The following is a 22,942-nucleotide window of genomic DNA, read 5'->3' on the forward strand; positions in this document are numbered from 1 at the left end:
ATTTACACCTCCTCTACAACAAATTCTTCCAAAAAAGAAAAAGCATTTCTGCACAGCTCAAATAATTTCTGCCTACTTCCTGCACGAATCAAAACTGTGCAGACAGGAGAAGTCTTTTCTATATATTCTCCTGGATGAGGCAGATCTCTAAATTCGTATTTTCCGCTCATATTAATTTCTTTATAATCAAGCAGTTTTGTTATCTCTTTTTTTACAGTCAGATTAGATTTTGCATAATATATTACCTTCGCATATAACGGCATTTCGGAAAAAATAAATTTTTCTCTGAGATTTTCATCTATACTGCTGCTGAAATAAAGATTAAAAAGTTCTTTCCCAAAAATAGGCAGCAGAAGCTCAACTGCTGCAGTGAAGCGGGGATTTAACTCTATAAAATATATTCCATCTGGTGCAAGTATAAAATCTATTCCACTGATACCTTTAAGTCCATACTCCCGGCTCAGGCTTTCTGCCATATTCTGCAGCTTCTTTATAATATCCGAAGTGCTCCTGATTAATAGATTACCTCCATAGCGAAAACTATTCTGAAAATTTAAATCTTTAAGCTGTTCTGTAATTCCCAGAATTTCCGCACTTCTGCCGTCAGCTGCAAATATGGCTGAAGATACTCTACCTTCGATATACTGCTGCAGATAAAAATTTCCCCACATTTCTGTATCAATTTCTTTTTGAGCTTTATTGAGATTGTTATAAACTGTTATATTTTTACCTCCACCACTTAAATATGGTTTTAAAAGATATTTTCTATCTGGATTGATCCTGCTTTGTTTCTTCAGTTCTTCTCCGGTCTTTATTATTTCAGGCAGGTTAAACCCTCTTTTTTTTAGATAACTGAATATGTCACTGCCTTTTTCTCTGCTGACTTTACTGCTGATTTTCTTAAGAACTTCTGCTGAATTTCCCAGCAGTTTAATTTCTTTTTCTGCCAGAACTTTATTTAATAATTCCGGCCTATTATCCCAGTCAGAACTGTAAACAAAATACTGTTCTTTATCATAATGTTTTTCTATCAGCTTAAGCAGTCCTTCAGTACTGTAATTCTGACCTGCTGAATTTCTTTTGATACTGAAGCTTCTGCTGCAGAATTTTTTTAAATCCAGATCTCCAAAAAAATCAATACAGCTAACATCACAACCTGCTTTTGCTGCTGTTTCCGATAGAGCTCGACCAGAAAATCCGCTGACAAGTACTTTCATCTAGTTCAGCTCTTTGTAAAGTTTATATACTTCCACAGCATTAAAAATACTGTCAGTGCTTTTAAACAGTTCAGCTACTGCTTTTTTGTGCAGTTTCATTTTTAAACCACCTATTCCCAGTGCTCCAAATACTTTAACTCCATCGATAATATCACCATCTGCTCCAGGCTTTATACCTTCTATTCCGGCCGGACTTACAGCATTAATATCTCCCATAACTTTTATGCTGTCTACTTTTTTCCACATATCTTCTGTAAGAAAATTAATTTTTGGTGGGCCAGCCGATAAAATTACATCTTTACCACTTATTATCTTTTCAAACTCTTCTTTTTTAGAGCCCTGAACTCCAGAAATATTTTTAACATCATATTTTTCCATTATTTCTTCTGCCTTCTTTTCTGCCCTTTCCCGGCTGCGTGATGTGATAACTACTTCTGCTCCTTCTCTGGCTAACAGCATAGCTGCTCTTACTCCTACCGGTCCTGTACCGGCTATTACGACAGCTTTTTTATCTTTTAAGTTCACAGAATTTTTAATTTTCAGGACTGCTGCTGCAGCTGTTGTATTTGCTCCATTTGAATCAAGAAGCACTGAAACTCTAAAATTGGCAAAAAATACATCTTTTACTGCGGCAAGGATTTCTTCACCTTTATTTACATCAGAACCACCAATAAATACAGCCGTGTTGTTCATTTTTTTCGGACTCCTGGTAAAAACAGCACCATAGATTATATCTTCCACTTCTTCTTTTTTTATATCAGCATGAGAAATTATATTATCTGCTCCTGCATCATAGGCAACCACCTGGTCGAAAGTGCTGGCCCTCTTATCTGTATCAAGCTGAATAAGTAGTTTTTTCATTTCCGCTGATCACCTCTGTATAATTTTTGAAGACAGTGGGAAATCCCACTGTCTTCTTAATACTTAATATTACATCTGCCGTTTTTTTAAATTAATTTGAATTAAACTGTATCCTTCCAATTGCAGTGTTTGTGCTTTTTAACATAAGTACATACAGCACAGTCCTTACAGTAACGGGCAGGTGCAACTACTGCTTCTGGCTTTGTGGCAATTATATTTGTCATCAGTGTTGCAGTAACCGGCTCACTTGTCAGCAGACATGGGAAGTCAGCCAGACGCATCAGTGATGAGAATTTAACTGTAATTGCACAGGCAGGATATGCATAGCGCTGTGTATTCTGCAGTATTTCACTGTTTTCTATCGGGCTGAAGTCTATTTCGATACCTTTAACTTTACACCCGGCACCAATTGGTTCATCATCTATTATCTTGTCACCACGGTGAATCATATCCATAAAGTCAACATTGTGCAGCTCTACAGCCTGACCTCTACCTGGATTTAAGTTAACATAGTTGTGGAATCTCTTTGTTAAAAGATCAATAACCATTGGAGCAGTAAATCCTTCGTCCCAAAGCATTGAAGAAACTGCTGCTGCTGTTGAACCTGTAGCAACACTTAGAACATCATAGAGGCTGTCATAGCCTTTTTCCAGACCTTTTTCCAGTGTGTTTTTCATTACATTGGAAACAACTTCTACAATTTCCATTGTTACATCATCTTTAAGCATATTGTAGGTTGACTGTGCAATGTGGTGGGCAATATCTCCAACACAGTATGCAGGTACTACAACTATATTTGCGGGATGAACTCCTGCTTTTTTAGCTGCAAGTACATAAGGCTTCATCCATTCTTTGTAGCGTTTCATATACTCTTTTGCATCAAATGAAGTCATACCTTCATCTTCCATCAACTTAACCTGTGCATCTATCGGCTTATCATAGAGCATCTGCATAGTTTTAACTTCTTTATCAGCAGCTTCTGCTGCAGTTTTACCACTTTCTACAGCTTCTGTCCAGGCTCCACCAATACCATAAGAGGTATTCATACCCCAGGATTTGGCTGCCAGCAGTGTCTTTTTGTAATCTCCATCAATATCAGTATTTTTGAGAATTTCATTTACTACATTACTTACTGATCCAGGACTAAAGGCAAAGTCAACAACACAGGTAGGCCCATACATTCCACCATATCTGCGCATTGCTTCACGGGCGATAAGAGCTTCTTCTTTTTTAATCTGCTCGATAAACTTCTCTGCTGCTTTGCGGAAATCCGGATCATCTTCATATAAAATTTCAAGAATTGGAGGTGTCTGATAGTGCTCAACAAATGGATCATCCTCAGGACGAACAGTATCTGTTAAGTCTTTCAGTATTTCATAATGGGCTTTAACAGACTCAATGTGAAGATCAAAAACCTCTTTTGACTGTCCTTCAATTGGCTTCATTTTTTTAACAGCATCAACATAAGGCTTCGCATCGGTAATTTTAAATTTCTTACCTCTTTTTTCTTTAAAAACACCAACATCTGCAAATTGAGCTGCAACAGCCTCATCAATCATTTTCTTAGCAATTTTAGCTTTGTCTACCATAAAATATCCCCCTTCATGAGATTATTGTCAATTACAACTACACCTGCTTATCCCTACTCAGTATTAACAACTCTCCAGATTTCCCCCCCTTTCTATATTGATAATTTTTAGATTTACTATATCCATTATATATTAATATGCATATATCGTTCCATTAATTTATATCTGAAGAATTATTTTATCTTTCCCTATCTGTCAGCACTTTCAGTACAGATAAATGGCATAAAATGTTTTCCAAGTTTGAATTTTCAGATATAATACGCTTAAAAATTAAACAATGTTTAAAAATTAAACGCACTTTTCAATTTTTACCCCCTCAGCGGCTGCTTTTGTGGTGATTATATCTGTAACATCACCTTTAAATTTATTCAGCAAACTGATTTTTAACATTTCTGCTGTTTTTTTATCTGCACAAATTCCGTAAAGCGAGGGACCCCAGGAGCTCTGCCCTGCTCCATATGACCCATTTTGAAGCATAAATTTTACTATTTCTGCAGATATTTTTGTACTGTACCTCCCTCCCTGTACCTGTTTAAAATAATCTCCCACATTTATTTCCAGCTGTGTTAAAGCTCTGCCGAAACTTTTAATATCTTTTTCCACCAGTGCAGGAAGCATACCCAGGAGAATATGATGAGCATTTTCTGCAGCAGTATCTCTTGACATAGATTTTAAATTTCTGAAAGTTTTAATTTCTTTTCTTCCAGAAAGGCCTGTTTTATCTACCTGTGGAAAAACAATAACTAACCTCCATTTTTCGGGCACTTTTTTTTGGAAAATAACAGGTGGTAGATAACTGTCATTTTCTTTTTCAGCCACAGGACGTCCACCATCTACAATAAATCCACCGGTATAAAATACTCCAAAACCTATTCCCGATCTGCTGTGCTTTCTGTCTACATATGCAGCTACCTGTTCAGGTTTTAAATTCAGCTGGTAGAGATTGTTCAGACCTTCCCCAATGGTAAGTCCAATCTGAGTTCCGGAACCAAGTCCCTGATGAAATGGCAGAATTTCTTCTATCTCTACCACAGCACCCTGATTCTGGCCCAGCATATTTTTACTGTGGAGCTTTTTTATAAATTTTTCCAGAATTTCTGCAGTTTTTTCTGAATATTTTCCTGTAACAGAAATGTTATCAGATTTTTTGAATTTCATAATACAGGCAGGATTTTCTACTCCTATCCCTGCTCCTCCATAAATTCTGCCTCTACTTCCATCTAAATCGATCTGCCCGAAATGTATTCTGGCCGGACTTTTTATCTTTATCAATATATCACCTCTCAGAATAATTTAATAGTATAGCGTATAATTGTCAATAGTTTTTTAACAGGAGTTTCCCCAAAATTTATTTTCAAGCTGCAAAAAGGGGGCTTTAGTCATCAACGAAATTTTTAGATTTATCTAAAACTCAATTCGGGTGTGAAATAGGGCACACTAATCAATGAGTCCTCCTGACTCATGATTAGCTCACTCCATCCTGTAGTTCAACCCTATTTCTTCCTTCATTTCGTTAAGATTCATTGACTAAAAATTTCAATATTCCTGCATCTCCCCTTTTTGCAGCAGTATATAAAAAATGGGGAAAGTCCAGCTTTTTAAGCAGCCTCATTGGAAAATATATTTTTTAATGCTCAGTTAACAGGTTAAAAGTTCTAAAGCACAGTGGAAGATTAATTTAAATAATCTTTCAGAAAATGATAGCATTCGATTTCTCTGCTGCCTGCAGTTTTTATTATAATTCTTTTGTTTTTCTGCAGAAACTCCTTAACTTCTTTTCGGCTGGTGCTGATGCCGATCCGTGATGCTCTCACTGCTGCCTCTACAAGCAGATTACTGGCCCGATTGAACCCTCTGTATTCTCTGAGTATGACTCTGGAAACTATTTCTGCTTCAATACTGTATTTCTCTTTTTTTTCTGCGGTGCTGTTTACGTTAAATTGCAGATAACTGCAGGCTCGGCTTAGATAAAATCCATCTTTATCAGGGGTTTTTTTTACTTGAAAATCAGGTTCTATAAGGGCAGATTTAACAAGATGCAGTGCACTATCAGTTATATTTATTACTCCCTTTTTTGTCTTGAGTAAATTTTCTGCTGTAATTGAATCTTTATAAAAGTAAAATTCCACTCTATCTGATTTATCTGAAAAAAGTTCTACACCTGCAGCTGCAAAATGAGGAGTTTTATTTTTATTTATAGTTGTCATTACAGTTTCTATAATCACTGCCTTCTCCTTCCTCGTTAAATAGCATTTACATCTTTAAATAATTTTCATCTCGTTAAATAGCGTTTACCCCGTTATATATTTTTTACCTCGTTATATAGTATTCAACACTTTAAATTTCGTTTAGATATTTAATACTCTTTTAGCGACAATATCAAAAGATTACTCTAAATCAAAATGATCTAAATAACCCCAGCTGAGTTCATCTTCCTGTCGATAATTTTTCTTCAATTTTAGTGCTGTCTCTGCTTTTTTTAGTTCTTTACCCAGGTAAAATGCATGAGATAAACTGCCCACATAATTCAACCTGTCAAACAGCTCTTTTATATCCTGTCCATGGTAGTATTCTTTTCCATTAAAAATATGAATTTCCTTTCCATCACTGAGGATTCTGTAATTTGTATCTCTGACAGAGGCCCTAATCTCCTCTATTTCTTTACTGCTGTAATTCTTGTTTTTTCTGTCTTTTAAAGTTATCAGAAGTTCAGACAGTTTATTGGGCAGCATATTTTCTTCTTTAGCATATTCATTGATCTTCAGTGCCAGATCCAGCTCTTTTACAGAACCTGAGGTTTTAGCAGATGCTTCTGTTGTCAGAACATAGTCTATTCCCAGCTCTGCTGCTAGTCCGGCCGAAATAAAATTGAGCCCCGTACTGTCGGCATCTGTAAGTTCTATCAGATTTCCAACCCCCATCATAACTGCACTATTTCTGCTGCTGTCTGTGCAGTATTCTATATATCTGGAAAGTGATTTTTTAAAGCCAAAGTTAATAGGATCCAGTATGGGATCGGCAATATAATTTCTGCAGCCTCTTTTTTTAACTTCCTCAATATTTTTGTAAAGTGAATTTAATCCAACCTCTGGATCGGGAATTATAACAGGAATAAAGCCTGCTCCTTCAACAGCACTATAGTTGCTGCTGTTAATACTTAGAACATAGTCTATATTTTCTCGGTCAGCTCTTTTTATTTCTTCTGCATTTAAACTGTCCAGACTCAGCTTGAAACCCCGCTTTTTTAGCTCATATATTGTTTTTTCCAGATGGGGAAATTCTCTCCCATTGACACAACCTAGATCCACTATATCAGCCCCACTCCGGTGATAATACTCAGCTTTAGTGATAATTTCTGGAAGTGAAGTAAGGGCTGCTTCGTTAATTTCGGCAATAATTTTTATCTTACGTTCTTTTTTTTCGAAATCAACTGCGGCAGGTTTTTCTCCAAAAAATTCCGGCAGATCAATTATTTCATCAGGTCCCCGTACTACCTCAACCTGATAGTCAAATATTTTGTTAATTTCTGTTTCAATTTTATCTTCTTCTGCTCTGGAGCGTCCGGGCAGATATACTATTAGTTTATCTTCAGTATAGTTTTTCAGCAGATGACTTTCTTTGAGCTGTCTGATAATAAAACTGCTGTCTAAAAGCGCAGCAACTGTAATCGGTATTTTTAGTATGCTGTATTTTTCTTCAAAATTTATCTGTCTCAGTTTTTTCTGCAGAGAAGAAAAAGCAAGTTTCCCAGTTATAAATAGTTTTTCAGCCATAACTCCACCTCATTAGGATGTGTAATTACCTTTACTCTTTCTACTGATTTTAACTTTTCTGCATTATCAAGATCAATTTTGCGGGGAAAAACATCTACCATTTTGTCTGGTGCCGGAGATACTAAATTTTCCTCTATGTCTGTCGGCAAAACCAGAACCGGAACCTTTGCTTTACCGGCATGTGCCATCATATTTGTAACCAGTGTATCCGAAATCCCATATAAATATTTTGCAGCTGTATTTGATGTTGTCGGTGAAGATACAACAAAATCGTAATGGCCCTTATATAATCTTCCTATTACAGCCGCACTGGGACTGGTGTCTTTATGAATCTCACAGTTTAGCTGTTTCAATTTTTCGTAAAGGCTGTATATTCTCAGCACTTCAGATCCGGCATCACTTAAATATATATCGATCTTCCACCCAGGATATTTTGTTTTTAAATATTTTATTTCTGCCAGAGTTTCCTCCAATAGATGGCCGGCTCCGGTTATACACCAGGCTATTTTCCCTTTCAAACTGTCATCTTCTATCAGCTTTATTTCTGCTCTACCCAGTGATCCACTGTGGAAGGCTGAAGCTATGAGGAGCCCAGAAAACCCGGCTTTTTTCACTATTTTTACATCTCTGTAATCCTTAATTCCTCCCCCTGTGATAAACTCCAGATCGGGAAATGACGCTTTTATATCCAGCAGATATTCGGCCAGTCCCATCCCGGTTCCCACATGAGCAAGATCCAGCATAATAAACTTTTGATAGCCGTATAATTTTATTTCTTTTACTATCTGCTGTGCCTCCATCTGCTCCCATTTTTTAATTTTGTGGATCAATCTGCTATTTTTGAGATCTATGCTGATATATATTCTTTCTCTGTATTCTTTTAATTCTTCTAACATGCTCAGATCGCTGAGGGATTCTGTCGCTATTATGGCATAATCTATACCTTTTTTTAAAATTTCTATCACATCTTTACTGTTTTTAAAACCACCGTCCAACAATATATTGTAATCCGGAAATTCTTTTTTTATTTTCAAAGCTGATTTTAAGTTTCTGTCGTTTCCTGTTATTGCATCTAAGTCGGCAATATAGAGTTTTTTTAGACCCAGCTTTTTCCGAAAAGCTTCTGCAATTTTTTCTGGAGAAGCTGTAAATTCATCAGTAAGCCGGCTTTTTACCGGCTGATATTTTTGCCTTTCACCTGCTTTACCCTGTACTGCTAAACCATCTTTAATATCTATAACACCGATAGCTTCCACATAATCACTCTCCTATTTTTATCTGATATTTGTCTATTTTATTGTAAAGGGTAGCCCTTGTTATACCGAGAATTTCTGCTGCCTTTGTTAAGTTTTGTCCTGATTTTTTTAGTGCATTTATTACCGCCTTTTTTTCCATTTCTTCCAGAGACATAGGTCCAGCTTCATCTGTTTTTTTTGTCGATTTTTTGCGAATTTCTTTTGGCAGATGTTTTGGTTTTATAATTTCTTCATCCATGGCAAATGTAATTACACCTTCCAGCATATTTTCCAATTCTCTTACATTTCCCGGCCAGTCATAATTGATTAAATATTCTAATGTATTACTGTGAAGCTTTTTGCTGGGAATCCCAAATTTGTGGCAGTGTTTTTTAATAAAATTTTCCGTTAATAATTTTATATCTTCTTTTCTCTCCTTCAGCTCTGGTAGTGGTATTGTAATTACATTTAGGCGGTAATAAAGGTCTTCACGAAAATTTCCCTTTTCCACTTCTTTGAGGAGATTTTTTTTGGTTGCTGTTATTATTCTTACATCTATCGGCAGAGCTCTTGTTCCACCAATACGTGTTACTTCTTTTTCCTGTATCACCCTCAGCAAGTTCTGCTGTGCTGAAAGAGACATCTCTCCTATTTCATCCAGAAAAATCGTGCCCCCATTGGCCAGCTCAAATTTGCCAGGTTTTCCACCTTTTATGGCACCTGTAAATGCCCCATCTTCATAACCAAAAAATTCGCTTTCCACAAGATCTTTAGGAACTGCACCAACATTTATGGCTACAAAAGGTCTATTGCGCCGATAATTATAATTGTGTATTGCCTGGGCAAACATTTCCTTACCTGTACCACTGCTGCCGACAAGCATTACTGTAGAATCATTTCTTGCTGCTATTTTTGCCACTTCTATTGCTTTATACATTTTTTCGGATTCTGTAACTATACTGGAAAAATCGTAGCGCACTCTGGAACCGATTTTTGGACTTGATTTTATTTTTTGTTTTGAAATTAATGTATCAATAGGTGTTTTTTCGGTCAGAGTCAGACCGATAATATGAATGATAAGTTTAAGTAGATCAATATTTATTTCTGCAGGAGAAAATGCCCCTACTACTCCAAGCAGTTCACTGTCTTTATTAAGTATTGGATAGGCAGCAGAATTAAGTTCTGTCAGATTGTTTTTGAAATGTTCGTTACCAATAACATGAGAAGGATTTTTAGTAAAAAGTGTCAGTCCAACTGCTGAGGTTCCTTTATGAAATTCACTCCAGTTATCTCCGGTCCTAATATCTAAAAAATCTTCAAGATGATTTTTAACAGATAAAATATAACCTTCCTCATCTGTAATCAGAAAGGCTGCCGCGATATTTTCCATTATCTGATTTAATTCATCAAATATAAAATCAAATTTGTCCAGCTCATCTCTATATTTTGCTATTTTTTCTGCTGCTCTATTTTGATCCAGCAGCTGGCTGGCCGAAAATTCGTCTGTTTTTATACCATAATCAGAACTCCTCTTCCATGAATTTTGTATAACTTTTCTAAAAGGTGTATAACTTCTTTTTATTTGAGTTAATAGGCCGTCAAAATCAAAATTATCTCTTTGCAAAGTTTAGGTACACCTCCTTATAAACTTAACTTTCATATTCTTCTTACTAATGATTTCTCTAAATATTCGTTTAATCCTGCTGTACAAAAATAGTTTTTGCTGTAATTAAAAAAGATAAAAAAAGACCACAGCCTGATATTTAAATCAGATTGCGGTCTTTAAATCTTATTTTACTATTCAGCTGATAAATCTTCTATCTTTTTCTTAACTATCTCCAGGTCGTTTTCCAGAGAATTGGCAAGATTCTTAAGTTCTGTAAGCTGAGTTTTCTGTATTTCTTCTTTACTTACAGGACTTACAGGAGCTGCTGGTGCGGTACCATAAAAGCGGGCTCCGCGTCCACGACCATAACCGCCGCCTCTGCCGAATCCTCTTCCATAACCTCTTCCGACATATGCCGGTGTTCCAGATACAAAACCTGGACTGTCTGCTCCTGCACAATAACCCATTGCTCTACCTGTCATTGGTCCCATTCCTTCTGGACCGGTTCTATCTCCTCTTGGCATAAATATCACCTCTTTTAAATATTTTTGAACATATGCTCTTTATATTTATTATTATAACTCTATTTTGGGCATATGTCAACAATTATTTTAAAAAAATCCCCCCTTTCTTTCTGGGGGGATCATATTCTTAGTGATCACATGCATTCTGGTCTGTCGTCAGATTATCGGCAAGGTAATCCACAACTATTTTTTCTACATCCCCTAAAGCACCACATATTACGTTTATTCCATTTGCTTCAAAAATATCAACAGCTTTCTGGCCCATACCTCCAGAGATTACTGTATCTATTCCGTGTTCATTTAAAAATTTGGGTAAAAAACCGGGTCTGTGTCCGGGATTTTTTAATATGTTCTTATCCTTGATATGATTATTTTCTACTGAAAAGACTACAAACTGTGGTGCATGACCAAAATGCTGTGAAACTGTCTCTCCACTGCTTGGTAGTGCTATTTTTCTCACAATCATTCCCCCTTAAAATTATTCTTTATTTTTGATACCACCTGCAGCATCATCTCTTTTAAATCTTCATTTCCTGGATTAGCGGCAAACAGTTCTCCCTTCTGCAGAGAGTCAACTATTTTTTTGCTGTAAGGAATTCTGGCAAAAAGTTCAATATTTTCATTTCTGCAGTATTCTTCTATCCTATCAGATATAGCTTCATTTATATCAAATTTATTGATAATAAGTCCTGCCTCGATATTAAAATGATCTATAACTTCTATAACTCTTCTCAAATCGGAAAAACCGGTAAGTGTAGGTTCTGTAACAAGAAGAGCCATATCTGCATCATTAAGTGATGCAATAACAGGACAGCCTATACCAGGTGAGCCGTCAACTATAATCCAGTCTGCATTAATTTCTTTTGCTTTTTCATCGGCAATTTTTTTGACCTCAGATACCAGTTTACCGGATGTATCTGCTCCTGGAATAAGGCGGGCATGTATCATAGGACCATATTTGCTTTCAGCTCTGTAAATATTACCTGTCACAATCTCTTCCATTTTTAGTGCATCTGTTGGACATACTTCAGCACAGACTCCACAGCCTTCACATTTTAAATCAATTACAGAAAAATCGCTTTTCCTGATCGCATTAAAGCGGCAGTTATCATAGCAGATGCCGCAGTCTATACACTTTTCCTCATCTTTAACTGCCAGCTTTGCTCCTCTATATATTTCATCATTCCTGTTTTCAGGTTTAAGCAGCAGGTGCAGATTGGGAGCATCTACATCACAGTCAGCTATTACTACTTTATCCATCAGGGATACCAGATTAGCAGTAAAGGTCGTCTTTCCTGTCCCTCCTTTACCACTAATTACTGTTATTTTTTTCATTATTATTTACCTCCCTGACTATATCGTAATATAATAATTGAAATTTTGATTTCCAGCTTCCCATTTTTTTCACAAAAGCAGTTCCATCAGAGTAGAGTTCTGCAATTTCGCGGGAAAAAGGAATTTTCAGCAGAATATTTATATCATTTTCACTGCAGTAGTTTTCTATCAAATGATCCGAATTTTCATCTGAACGATTAATAACTACTCCAAATGGCTGCTGAATCTCCTGCAGCATTTCTATTACCATATCCATATCATGCAGGCCAAAAGGAGTCGGTTCTGTGACAACAATTGAATAATCTGTATCAGCCACAGCCTCAACAGATGGACATGTTGTTCCTGGTGGAGAATCTATTATAACCTTTTTGTCTGTGTCTATTTTTGTTTTTAGTTTTTCTATTACAGGTACTGATTTTTCTTCTCCGGTGTTTAATTCACCCTGCCAGAAATCTATTTCTCCACTGACGGCATGGTAAATTTTGCCGAGTTCTCTTTCTATTTCTGTAATTGCGTTTTCCGGACAGACAATTTTGCAGCCACCACAGCTGTGGCAGATTTCCGGAAAAACCAGCACCTGATCCAGCATCATGGCAAGTGTATTATATTCACAGAAATCAACACATTTTTTGCAGGCAGTACAGAGGTCATCATCTACTTCTGGAATTAATCTCAGTACTGATTCAGCTTCTGTGTCAAAAATATCTGGACTTATAAAAATGTAATCATCAGGCTCCTCAACATCTGCATCAAGAAGCTGCACATTTTTTAGTGAGAGGGCCATATTTACTGCCAGAGTAGTTTTGCCTGTACCACCCTTTCCACTCAATATAGAAATTTTCATCTCTACACCCCTATCTCTTTCCTCTGGATGTTGGAACTGTAACTCTGGTCAGACTTCCACTCTGCAGAGATTTGATGGCAGAATTTAAACTATCTTCAGCCGAAATCGAATACATTTCTATTCCTGCTGAATCCAGTGCATAAAATGCTTTAGGACCAAAATCATTGGCTATTATTACATCAGCACCTTTATCAGCACAGAGCTGGGCTGCCCCAACACCAGCACCACTGGCCTGACTGGCAGAATCATTTTTAACAAATTCAATCGACATATTTTCCGAATCTATAACAGCAAAATATGAAGCTCTGCCAAATTTGCTGTCTATTTCAGCTTCAAGGCCTTTATCTGATGAAGATGGAATAATAATTTTCATTTAATCAACCTCCATTTTTAATTTGACTGGTTCCAGTTCTTCGTCAAAACCATTTTCCATTTTGTCTATTTTTTCAGCAATAGAAATAAATTCTCTGCTTATTTCTGAATCCGGTTCTTCATACATAATAGGATTACCGGAATCACTTCTTTTCCTTATATCTGAGACCAGCGGCAGCTGACCTAACAGTTCTGTTTCCATATAATCAGCCAGATTTTTCCCACCATTTTCTCCAAATATATACTCTTTATGGCCGCATTCTGAACACTGATAATAGGACATATTTTCTATTACTCCGAGGACTTTTCTGTCCATCTTTTCAGCCATCTTTCCGATTCTTCCAGCCACTTTTGTTGCAGTAACCTGTGGAGTTGTGACAACAGCTATATCAGAATGAGGAACTTTCTGCATTATGTTTAAAGACATGTCACCTGTTCCTGGAGGAAGATCCATCAGCAGATAATCCAGTTCTCCCCAGCGAACATCTTTAAAGAACTGTTCCAATGCTCCTCCTAAAAGTGGTGCTCTCCAGATTACAGGACTGTTTTCATCAACAAAAGAACCCATGGAGATAACTTTTATCCCATGTGCTTCAGGTGGAATAATTTCTTTTTCATCCACAGCCTTTGGCTTTTTTTCAACACCCAGGATTCTGGGAACACTAAATCCCCTTACATCGGCATCAAGAATTCCAACATTATATCCCAGTTCTGCAAGTGCTGTTGCAAGATTGACTGTTACAGTGGATTTCCCTACTCCGCCTTTACCACTTGCTACTGCTATAATTCCTTTTTTGATCGAACCATGTTCCAGCTTAATCTCTTTATTTTCTACTTTATACACTATATATCACCTCTATAATATATTATGGTCATTTGTTCATATTTACTATATCACTTTTAACCTTCTGGTGCAAGAAAATATCATTTCTAATTCAAATCGTACATTTAATTATGCAATTTAAGTTCTAATTTTTTTTATTTAAAAAAGTTTCCCCAAAATTTATTTTCAAGCTGCAAAAAGGGGGCTTTAGTCATCAACGAAATTTTTAGATTTATCTAAAACTCAATTCGGGTGTGAAATAGGGCACACTAATCAATGAGTCCTCCTGACTCATGATTAGCTCACTCCATCCTGCAGTTCAACCCTATTTCTTCCTTCATTTCGTTAAGATTCATTGACTAAAAATTTCAATATTCCTGCATCTCCCCTTTTTGCAGCAGTATATAAAAAATGGGGAAAGTCCAGTCAGTATTATTATTTGATATTAAATCCTCTCTCCTTTATAATTAACAGAGAGAAATGATAATTTCAACAATGAAAGGAGATGAATGATCACAAAGTGGTCTGTTTATTATGAAAGTAATTAAATATGAAGATACTCTTGACTTAAAAAATAAAATTTATATAGATGTCAGGACAGAAGAAGAATTTACAGAAGCAACAATTCCTTCAGCTGTCAATATTCCGCTGCTCAATTTTGAAGAACGTAAATTGATCGGTACCATGTATAAACAGGAGAGCCCCAAAAAAGCAAAACTAAAGGGAGTGGAGATAGTTGCCCCTAAGATTCCGACTCTGATTAAAAAAATAAATAATTTAAATGAAAAGTACGATAACTTAATTCTATTCTGTTCCCGCGGTGGTCTGAGAAGTGAAAGTCCGGCCAGATTTGCAGAACTTGCCGGTATAGAAGTATTTAAGTTAAAAGGAGGCTATAAAGCTTACAGAAACTATATACTTGATAGACTTGATTCTTTTGATATAAAAAACACGTTTGTTACACTGCACGGCAATACAGGTGTGGGTAAAACTAAAATTCTGCTGGAACTCGAAAAAATGGGGGAAAGTATACTGGATCTGGAGGCTCTGGCCAATCACCGGGGATCTGCGTTCGGCAGCATCGGTCTCGGCAGCCCCTATAATCAAAAAATGTTCGATTCCTTATTATATGAAGACCTCAAAAAGAAAGATAAAAAGGGAGGATATATTTTCCTTGAAGCAGAAAGTAAAAGGATCGGTTATTCTATAATACCTGATATTGTACTGCAGGCAATGCAGGCTGGCCCTAAAATCCTCATTAAAGCACCGATAGAAAAAAGAGTAGAGATAATTTATGAAGAATATGTAAATGATATTATAGAAAATAAAGATAAATTTATCCACCGAGCTGAGGAATCTCTTAAAGCAATAGAAAAATATGTAGTACAAAAAGCAGGAAAAAATGTATATTCTTCCATGCTTGAAGATCTCAGACGTGGAGATTTTAAACCGCTGATTAAAAAACTGCTGCAGAAATATTATGACCCTCTTTATGCACACTCGCAGAATAAAATAGATCAATTTGCTGCAGAAGTTGAGTCTGACAATATCAGAAAAGCCGCAGAAAAAATTCTGCAGCTAGTGAATTCTACCAGTTTTCGTAATGAACACGCTCAGGCTTAAATCGATCTGACTCAGGTTTATCTCCAGCTGGATACCCTACTGATATTATTGATAAAGGCACTACATTTTCTGGAAGTTCCAAAAATTCTTTAATATCCTTAACTCTTTTTTCGGCAGGATATACTCCCAGCCATACAGCACCAAGATCAAGATTAACTGCTTCCAGCAGAATATTTTCTGCTGCTGCAGAACAGTCCTGTACCCAGAAGCCTTCGTATTTCTGTTCATTTAGATCTGCACAAACTGCAACTGCCAGTGGAGCTTCTTTCAGCATAGATGCATATGGATGAATCTCTGACAGCCTGTCCAAATGTTTCCTATCTTTTATCACTATAAAATGCCAGGGCTGTTCATTACCTGCTGATGGTGCAGCCATTCCTGCCTTTAAAAGTTTTTCGACCTTCTCATCTTCTACTTCTTTATCAAGATATTGTCTTATACTTCTCCTTTTAAAAATTTCATCCATAATTAATTCCTCCTTCAAAAATAATTATAATATATTTTTAACTTTAAAAAAAGCCCCCGGCCAAAAAAACCGAGGACCTGATATATTTATTATTATAATTTCTCTTTAACTACTGATTAATTTTTAATAATTTAATGTTCTAATCTTATTTAAAATTAAATTTCGTTCTGACTTTTACCGGAAATAAATACTGCAACAACAACAAGTAATGCTGCAACTCCCCATCCAAAAACAACAAGTTCACTTGTTGGGTAGCCGCCATAAGCATTGCTGAATTCTGAAATAGTATTCTGAATCAGACCATAACCGATAAATAGTGGTGCTACAATCTTTATCATAGCTGTCCAGCTCCTACCGACATGCATATCAGTGCTTTCATTCATATTATCTTTAATTACATTAAGATCAAATGCATAACTTAATACGAGCATTTCAACAAAACCTACTGTAAGCAGACCAAAGATATTGACAAAATGGTCAACTATATCTAAAATAGCCAGTCCACCCTGTGTAGTCATCGGCACTCCTAAGATAAATCCAATAATAGCAACAATTGTAATGGCTTTTTTGCGGCTGAGGCTGAAGTTGTCAATTAAAGAAGACACAACAGACTCAATAAGCGAAATACTTGATGAAAGTCCGGCAATTGTCAGTGACAGGAAAAATGCAAATCCAAACAGCTGCGGCAGTCCTGGTAAAAGATTAATCGCTTTTGGAAATGCTATAAATGCCAGTCCTATTCCAGATGTTGCAACATCCTGTATTGCAACTCCCTGCTGATAGGCCATATATCCTAAAATACCGAAAACACCAAACCCTACTACAATACTGAATATACTGTTTGCTACACCGGCAATAATACCATTTTTAACTACATCTGATTTTTTGGGAAGATAACTGGAATAAGCTATCATAATCCCAAAACCTAAACTTAAAGTAAAGAAGATCTGACCATAGGCACCAACCCAGATATTAAAATCCGTTATTTTGGAAAAATCAGGTGTGATAAAAGCTTTAATTCCTTCCATCGCTCCAGGTAATGTAACACCTCTGGCAACAATTATAAGTATCATTAATGCTAATAAGGGCATAAAAATTTTGCTGGCCTTCTCTATACCTTTTTCTATTCCACCAGCAATGATTAAATAATTGACCAACCATACTATAAGCAGTGCAAAGAAAATATGCCACTGCATACCACCAAAAGTAAATGCACTTCCTGAAAAACCTAAAAAATCACCAAAGAAAAATGCTTCTGGATCAGCAGTCCAGCCTAAAGAAAAAGATTCTAAAACAAATAATAAACTCCATGCTATAATAACAATATAATATACTACTACGGTAAATGCTACCAGTACTGACCACCAGCCGACCCATTCAAATTTCTCACCTACTTTGCGAAAAGAACTTGGTGCCGAATTTCTGGTAAAAAATCCAAATCCCATTTCAAGTAATAAAAGCGGTATTCCGGCAGTTAAAAGAGCAAAAATATAAGGAAATAAAAATGCTCCACCACCATTTTCGTAAGCCTGATAAGAAAAACGCCAGATATTACCCAAACCAACAGCTGAACCTATTGTTGCTAAAATAAAACCAAGCCTACTACCCCATTCATCTCTCTGTTTTTCCATTTTCTCTCTCCTCCTTAACATCTTTTCTAAAAATTACCCGAATTTATGCTCTCTTCTTCCTGCTAAAAAAATTCAGGTTGTAAGTATTATACCAAATAAGGTAAATAATTTCCAGAAAAACCACAAAATAATTTCTTTCTTTTGTTAAAATTCTGATAACTGCATATTTTCGCAAAGTAATTTTTATTACACTGATGATTTAATCCAATAAAGTTTATTGTCTTTTATAATTGATTCTAGTTCCCCCTCACCGGCCAATTTAGAAACAAAAGCATTTACAGTCGTTTTTAAAAGAAAGTATTTCTGCATTGAATTTATTTTTATCTTCCGATCTTCAACAACAGCTGCAAAAAGTTCTGCCTCTTCTTTTTTTGTTTTAAGAATATTGCAGATCAAATCTTCCATCTTTTTAAAAAAATCTAAGTTTAAGCGGCATACCTCAGCTGGATTCTTTAGCAGTTCTCCATGACCTGGCAGATAGTAATCAAAATCACTTTCAACTAAATAATTTAAAGTTTTTACTGCTGAAGCTATATCTGCATAATAAGGTATGCCGTGTTTTTTTATAATATCCTCTTCTACATAGGAATCAGCTGTAAAAATTACATTTTGACAGACTACACCTATCTGATGTAAACTGTGTCCTGCCAGTGAAACAAATTCTATTTCTATGCCATCAATATTTATCCTTTCTCCTGCTGAAATTCTGCGGTCAACTCTGGATGGTTCTGCTTTTAGAAATTTGCTGCACAGTTCTGGTGGTGGGTATGCTCCCCCAAAAAAATATGCAGGTTCATATTCAGGGAATTCAAGCAGATGTGCCTCTCCACGAGGAGCCCATACCTGAAGATCTGTTTTTTCTATCAGGTGGGCATTACCTCCATAGTGATCTGCATGTCCGTGTGTATTTATTATAATATCTGCTGTTAAATTGTTTTTGCTTAAAACTCTTAAAATCTTATTAGCAGTAGATTTATCCAGGCCACTGTCAATTAAAATTGTATGGTTTTTAGTTTTAATAAGTCCAATATTAACTCGATCAGATAAAAATGAAACATTTTCTGTTATTTCACAGTATTTCACAGCTATTACCTCCATTATTATAGTAATTGTTTTTAATTTTTTATTATTCAATAATCTTTTTAATATTATAACAGATATTCTGCAGGCTTAGCAAAAATATATAATAATTATTCTTCAAAAATATTTTTAAATTATATTTGATATGTCCACAAAAAAGATATTTGCGAAAAATGAATTAGAGACGCAAATACCCTTTTTGTGGGAGAACCATATCTTAAATCAAAATAATTTTCAGAAAAATTATTGTAGAATAAAAATAGGAAGAATTTTGGGGAAACTCCATTTAATAAAAGGAAATTGATGATTTAACAATAATATGGTAAAATAATAACAATTTAATAAAGATTAAAAAGTTAAAGGGAGGTATAATGGTGGAGAGAGAAAATTGGACGTCAAAGTTTGGATTTATACTGGCAGCTTCTGGATCTGCTATCGGTCTGGGGAATATCTGGCGGTTCCCATATATTACCGGTACAAATGGAGGAGCAGCTTTTTTATTAATTTATATTACAGCAATAATATTAATCGGTTATCCAGTTCTAATCTCTGAAATGGCAATAGGCAGAAAAACTGCCAGAAATCCTATTGGTGCTTTTAAAAAACTTGCCCCTGATACACCATGGTGGCTTGTAGGAGCTTTAGGTGTTCTTTCTGGTTTTGTTATTTTAAGTTATTATTCTGTTGTTGCCGGCTGGGGTATGTCATATGCTGTTAAATCTATTGGTGGTTTTGCAGATGGAACTGATTTTGCAGCACTTTTTGGCAGCCATATTTCCAGTACATTTTCCCCTATTTTCTGGCATGCTGCATTTATGTTTCTGACAGTTGCTGTTATTGGTGCTGGTATTGTTAACGGGATTCAGAAAGTAGTAAAAGTACTGATGCCTATGCTGTTTTTAATTACATTTTTACTTATTTTCCGCTCTCTTACTTTAGAAGGAGCATTAAAAGGACTGATTTTTTATCTTAAACCTGATCTGAGTGCTGTTAATCTGCAGACATTTGTTGATGCGATTTCTCAGGCTTTCTTTACACTGAGCCTAGGTATGGGAGCCATTATTACTTATGGAAGTTATTTGAGTGAAAATGACAACATAAATGAAAGTGCTGGCTATGTTATGTTTTTCGATACAGCTGTGGCTTTTTTAGCCGGTTTTGCTATCTTCCCGGCTGTTTTTGCACTTGGCTTTGATCCTGCCGCTGGCCCGGGACTTACATTTATTACTCTCCCGGCTGTTTTTGCAAAAATGCCGTTGGGGGCACTTTTTTCTTTTCTCTTTTTTATACTGCTGACAATAGCTGCCCTTACATCTTCTATTTCTATGCTGGAAGTGGTTGTTGCATTTCTGGTAGATGAATACGGCTGGAACAGAAAAAAAGCCTCCTATTTTATGGGTTTTTTAATCTTCTTTGTTGGATTACCTCCACTGCTCGGCTACAGTTCTTTTTCTAATTTTAGATTTTTGGGTATGGATGTACTTGATACTTATGACTGGTTTTCAAATGTTATTTTTCTACCTACAGGTGGTCTCTTAACTGCCATATTTGTGGGTTACTACTGGGGAAGTACAAATGCAGTTGAAGAAGCGAACAAAAATAGCAGTTTTAAAATTGGAAAAAGCTACAGATTTTTAATCAAATATATTGTACCTGCTGCTATAATTATCATAATTACTCTCAGTTTGATAAACAGTATTTAAATTAATTATATTACCCATATTATTTTTCAGATGTAATTCTAACACTAATTTAGTTTACTTACTTTTCAGGAGGAATTAAATTGCAGACAGACAAAAACAATTTATGCATTCACTATGATAAATGTGGTGGATGCTCTATTCAGCATATTGATTATAAAACTCAACTTGAACAGAAAGAAGAAATGCTTTTAGAAATATTTGAAGACAATCATCTGGGCACTGAAAACTATGAAGAAATTATTCCAAGTCCGGAGATATTTGAATATAGAAATAACATGGAATTCAGCTTTGGAGATTTGAAAAAAGGTGGAATTCTGCAGCTGGGAATGCATCCAAAAGGAAAACGCTTTGATGTCATAACAGTTGATAACTGCCTTCTGGTTGATAATGATTTTAGAATTATACTAAAAACTATATTGGATTACTGCAGAGAGCATGATTTTAAAAAATATCATATTAAAACCAGAAAAGGTTTTTTGAGAAATTTAGTTATCCGCAAAGGAATAAATACCGGGGAAGTAATTGTTAATTTAATTACCACTTCACAAAACTCTCATTATTTTACTGAACTGTCAGATGAGCTTTATAATTTAGAATATAAGGGAAAGATAGTTGGATTTATTCAGACAATTAATGACAATTTTTCTGACACTGTTGTTTCAGAAAAAGAAACAGTGTACAGGGGAAAAAATTATTTTTACGACAAACTTTTAGGACTGAAGTTTAAAATAAACTCCCTTTCCTTTTTTCAGACAAACACACTTGGTGCCGAAAAGCTCTATTCTGAAGCACAAAAATATGTGGGCAGTTCAAAAGGGAAAAATGTTTTTGACCTTTACTGTGGAACCGGAACTATTTCACAGGTAATTGCTTCAGAAGCAGACAATATCTTTGGTATTGAAATTGATAAAGAGGCTGTCAAAATGGCAGAAGAAAATGCAGCTCTAAATAATATAGAAAACTGCCGCTATATTGCTGGAGATGTTTTAGAAAAAGTTGAAGAGATAAATATCAAAGGAGATCTGATTATTATTGACCCTCCCAGACCGGGTATAAACCCAAAAGCTCTGGGAAAGATCATATCTCTTAATACTCCAGAAATTTTATATATATCCTGTAATCCAAAAAGTCTGGCCAGAGATTTAACAGAACTTATTTTTGCTGGCTATAAAATAAAATCTTTCAAAGCAGTTGATATGTTTCCACATACAAAACATCTTGAAACAATAGTTTATCTCAAAAAATAAAATTGATTTAATAAATACTTTCAATACACCTTCAATTTTTGTATTACTGTTCAATAGAAAACAGCAATTTGTTTTCATTTAATCTGCAGTTGATTTGAGTGGATCTTACATTATGATTCTCTATAACCTAAAACCTGTTTAACTATAATCTAAAATAATATGGTTTACAAGATAATCTGTATTCGCATAATCTAAATATACTTCAGTACAGGCTGAAGTATATTAAAAATAATAAAGGAGTTTCCCTCTGCCGCATTAAAGGCAGAATATCTGCAGGGAAACTCCTTGAATATTATTATATGATATGCTCACAAATACTTTTTTGTTGTAAAAAATTATATAGATTAGTTGATAATTTTACTTAATCCAGGTTACAACTTCAGATAGATTCTTTCTTTTGGGAGAACTCACTTCTTCAGCCGGAACACCAAGAGGTGTAATTAAGGCCAGATAATATTTATCTTTATCTATACCCAGATATGATTGAATCTCCAAAGCTGCATAATTCTGACTTGTCATCCAGCAGGTTCCATAACCCATATCTGCTGCTTTTAACATAAAATTTTCTGCAGCAGCCCCTATATTCTGAATCCCTGGATCTGCTTTAAACAAAGCTTTTATTTCAGATTCAGATGAACCTGCTTTTTCCATAATATCCAGTCCTGTCACCGGATAATCTGAAGCAAAAATTAATACAAGCACCGGTGCCTCTTTAAAATGAGTACTGAATTTTAAATATTTTTTAAAATTATTTTTTAAATCCTCATCTTTTATAGCAGCTCTTAACTTATTATTTTTAACTGAAATAATTTCAGCTATATCATTTATCTTTTCACTATTTTTAACAATTACAAAATGCCAGTTCTGAATATTTTTGCCGGAAGGTGCTTTTACTGCTGCCTTCAGCATTTCTTCGATATCCTTATCCGGGACATCATCATCTGTAAATTTTCTCACACTACAGCGTTTGTCGAAAATATCTTTTTTTTCCATAATTAAATCAACCTCCATTA

The 22,942-nt window shown here is 35.4% G+C and carries 21 protein-coding genes; 3 read left to right on the plus strand and 18 right to left on the minus strand.

What is annotated here, in order from left to right:
• Positions 1-2: 2 nt before the first annotated feature.
• The 14 genes from DFR78_RS04895 to DFR78_RS04960 all read right to left on the minus strand — a co-directional run bounded on the left by DFR78_RS04895 (position 3) and on the right by DFR78_RS04960 (position 14,200).
• On the minus strand, positions 3-1,217 hold the full coding sequence (locus DFR78_RS04895; RefSeq protein WP_114457718.1) for an ATP-grasp domain-containing protein: 1,215 nt from the start codon (positions 1,215-1,217) through the stop codon (positions 3-5).
• Positions 1,218-2,078: an NAD(P)-dependent methylenetetrahydromethanopterin dehydrogenase gene (locus DFR78_RS04900; protein WP_114457719.1), complete on the minus strand. Its 861-nt coding sequence runs from the start codon at positions 2,076-2,078 to the stop codon at positions 1,218-1,220.
• Between the two features lie 101 nt (positions 2,079-2,179).
• Positions 2,180-3,667 carry a DUF2193 domain-containing protein gene (locus DFR78_RS04905; protein ID WP_114457720.1) on the minus strand — a complete coding sequence of 496 codons (1,488 nt, stop codon included), beginning with the start codon at positions 3,665-3,667 and terminating at the stop codon, positions 2,180-2,182.
• Positions 3,668-3,955: 288 nt separating this feature from the next.
• Positions 3,956-4,939, minus strand: a complete 984-nt coding sequence (locus DFR78_RS04910; RefSeq protein ID WP_158531712.1) for a beta-ribofuranosylaminobenzene 5'-phosphate synthase family protein — start codon at positions 4,937-4,939, stop codon at positions 3,956-3,958.
• Between the two features lie 401 nt (positions 4,940-5,340).
• A complete protein-coding gene (locus tag DFR78_RS04915) occupies positions 5,341-5,892 on the minus strand; it encodes a DUF447 domain-containing protein (protein ID WP_114457722.1) in 552 nt (183 codons plus the stop codon).
• A 162-nt stretch (positions 5,893-6,054) separates the two neighbouring features.
• The gene (locus DFR78_RS04920; RefSeq protein ID WP_114457723.1) at positions 6,055-7,440 is read right to left on the minus strand and encodes a DUF6513 domain-containing protein; all 1,386 of its coding nucleotides are present in this window, start codon (positions 7,438-7,440) and stop codon (positions 6,055-6,057) included.
• Positions 7,419-8,696: a HisA/HisF-related TIM barrel protein gene (locus tag DFR78_RS04925; RefSeq protein WP_114457724.1), complete on the minus strand. Its 1,278-nt coding sequence runs from the start codon at positions 8,694-8,696 to the stop codon at positions 7,419-7,421. The genes DFR78_RS04920 and DFR78_RS04925 overlap by 22 nt, the downstream gene beginning before the upstream one ends.
• A gap of 4 nt (positions 8,697-8,700) precedes the next feature.
• The gene (locus DFR78_RS04930) at positions 8,701-10,299 is read right to left on the minus strand and encodes a sigma-54-dependent Fis family transcriptional regulator (protein WP_114457725.1); all 1,599 of its coding nucleotides are present in this window, start codon (positions 10,297-10,299) and stop codon (positions 8,701-8,703) included.
• 173 nt (positions 10,300-10,472) lie between these two features.
• Positions 10,473-10,805, minus strand: a complete 333-nt coding sequence (locus DFR78_RS04935) for a DUF5320 domain-containing protein (protein ID WP_114457726.1) — start codon at positions 10,803-10,805, stop codon at positions 10,473-10,475.
• Positions 10,806-10,932: 127 nt separating this feature from the next.
• Entirely contained in the window at positions 10,933-11,265 is a 333-nt protein-coding gene (locus tag DFR78_RS04940; protein ID WP_114457727.1) for a NifB/NifX family molybdenum-iron cluster-binding protein, read from the minus strand.
• 2 nt (positions 11,266-11,267) lie between these two features.
• Positions 11,268-12,140, minus strand: a complete 873-nt coding sequence (locus tag DFR78_RS04945) for an ATP-binding protein (protein WP_114457728.1) — start codon at positions 12,138-12,140, stop codon at positions 11,268-11,270.
• Positions 12,118-12,984, minus strand: a complete 867-nt coding sequence (locus DFR78_RS04950) for an ATP-binding protein (RefSeq protein ID WP_114457729.1) — start codon at positions 12,982-12,984, stop codon at positions 12,118-12,120. Before DFR78_RS04950 ends, DFR78_RS04945 begins: the two co-directional genes overlap by 23 nt.
• 10 nt (positions 12,985-12,994) lie before the next feature.
• Positions 12,995-13,357 (minus strand): NifB/NifX family molybdenum-iron cluster-binding protein, encoded by a 363-nt coding sequence (locus DFR78_RS04955; protein WP_114457730.1) that lies wholly within the window; start codon positions 13,355-13,357, stop codon positions 12,995-12,997.
• Positions 13,358-14,200 carry an Mrp/NBP35 family ATP-binding protein gene (locus DFR78_RS04960; RefSeq protein WP_114457731.1) on the minus strand — a complete coding sequence of 281 codons (843 nt, stop codon included), beginning with the start codon at positions 14,198-14,200 and terminating at the stop codon, positions 13,358-13,360.
• Positions 14,201-14,713: 513 nt separating this feature from the next.
• Between DFR78_RS04960 and mnmH the strand changes: the two genes are divergently transcribed.
• Positions 14,714-15,802 (plus strand): tRNA 2-selenouridine(34) synthase MnmH, encoded by a 1,089-nt coding sequence (gene mnmH, locus DFR78_RS04965; RefSeq protein ID WP_233486985.1) that lies wholly within the window; start codon positions 14,714-14,716, stop codon positions 15,800-15,802.
• Here mnmH and DFR78_RS04970 read toward each other — a convergent pair.
• From DFR78_RS04970 to DFR78_RS04980, 3 genes are all read right to left on the minus strand, one after another.
• On the minus strand, positions 15,768-16,268 hold the full coding sequence (locus DFR78_RS04970) for a nitroreductase family protein (RefSeq protein WP_114457733.1): 501 nt from the start codon (positions 16,266-16,268) through the stop codon (positions 15,768-15,770). The two genes, mnmH and DFR78_RS04970, sit on opposite strands and share 35 nt — an antisense overlap.
• Positions 16,269-16,423: 155 nt before the next feature.
• A complete protein-coding gene (locus DFR78_RS04975) occupies positions 16,424-17,899 on the minus strand; it encodes a sodium-dependent transporter (protein ID WP_114457734.1) in 1,476 nt (491 codons plus the stop codon).
• A 186-nt stretch (positions 17,900-18,085) separates the two neighbouring features.
• Complete coding sequence (locus DFR78_RS04980) at positions 18,086-18,982, minus strand: MBL fold metallo-hydrolase (protein WP_158531713.1); 897 nt, start codon at positions 18,980-18,982, stop codon at positions 18,086-18,088.
• Positions 18,983-19,353: 371 nt separating this feature from the next.
• Here DFR78_RS04980 and DFR78_RS04985 point away from each other — a divergent pair, with 371 nt between their 5' ends.
• Positions 19,354-20,682, plus strand: a complete 1,329-nt coding sequence (locus DFR78_RS04985; RefSeq protein ID WP_114457736.1) for a sodium-dependent transporter — start codon at positions 19,354-19,356, stop codon at positions 20,680-20,682.
• An 80-nt stretch (positions 20,683-20,762) separates the two neighbouring features.
• The gene (gene rlmD, locus DFR78_RS04990) at positions 20,763-21,929 is read left to right on the plus strand and encodes a 23S rRNA (uracil(1939)-C(5))-methyltransferase RlmD (protein WP_114457737.1); all 1,167 of its coding nucleotides are present in this window, start codon (positions 20,763-20,765) and stop codon (positions 21,927-21,929) included.
• 357 nt (positions 21,930-22,286) lie between these two features.
• On the opposite strand, the gene DFR78_RS04995 is transcribed toward rlmD, so the two are convergent.
• Positions 22,287-22,922 (minus strand): nitroreductase family protein, encoded by a 636-nt coding sequence (locus DFR78_RS04995; RefSeq protein ID WP_114457738.1) that lies wholly within the window; start codon positions 22,920-22,922, stop codon positions 22,287-22,289.
• Between the last annotated feature and the right edge of the window lie 20 nt (positions 22,923-22,942).

Origin of the sequence: Halanaerobium sp. MA284_MarDTE_T2, from assembly GCF_003337245.1 — a bacterium.
Taxonomy (GTDB): Bacteria; Bacillota; Halanaerobiia; order Halanaerobiales; family Halanaerobiaceae; genus QPJE01.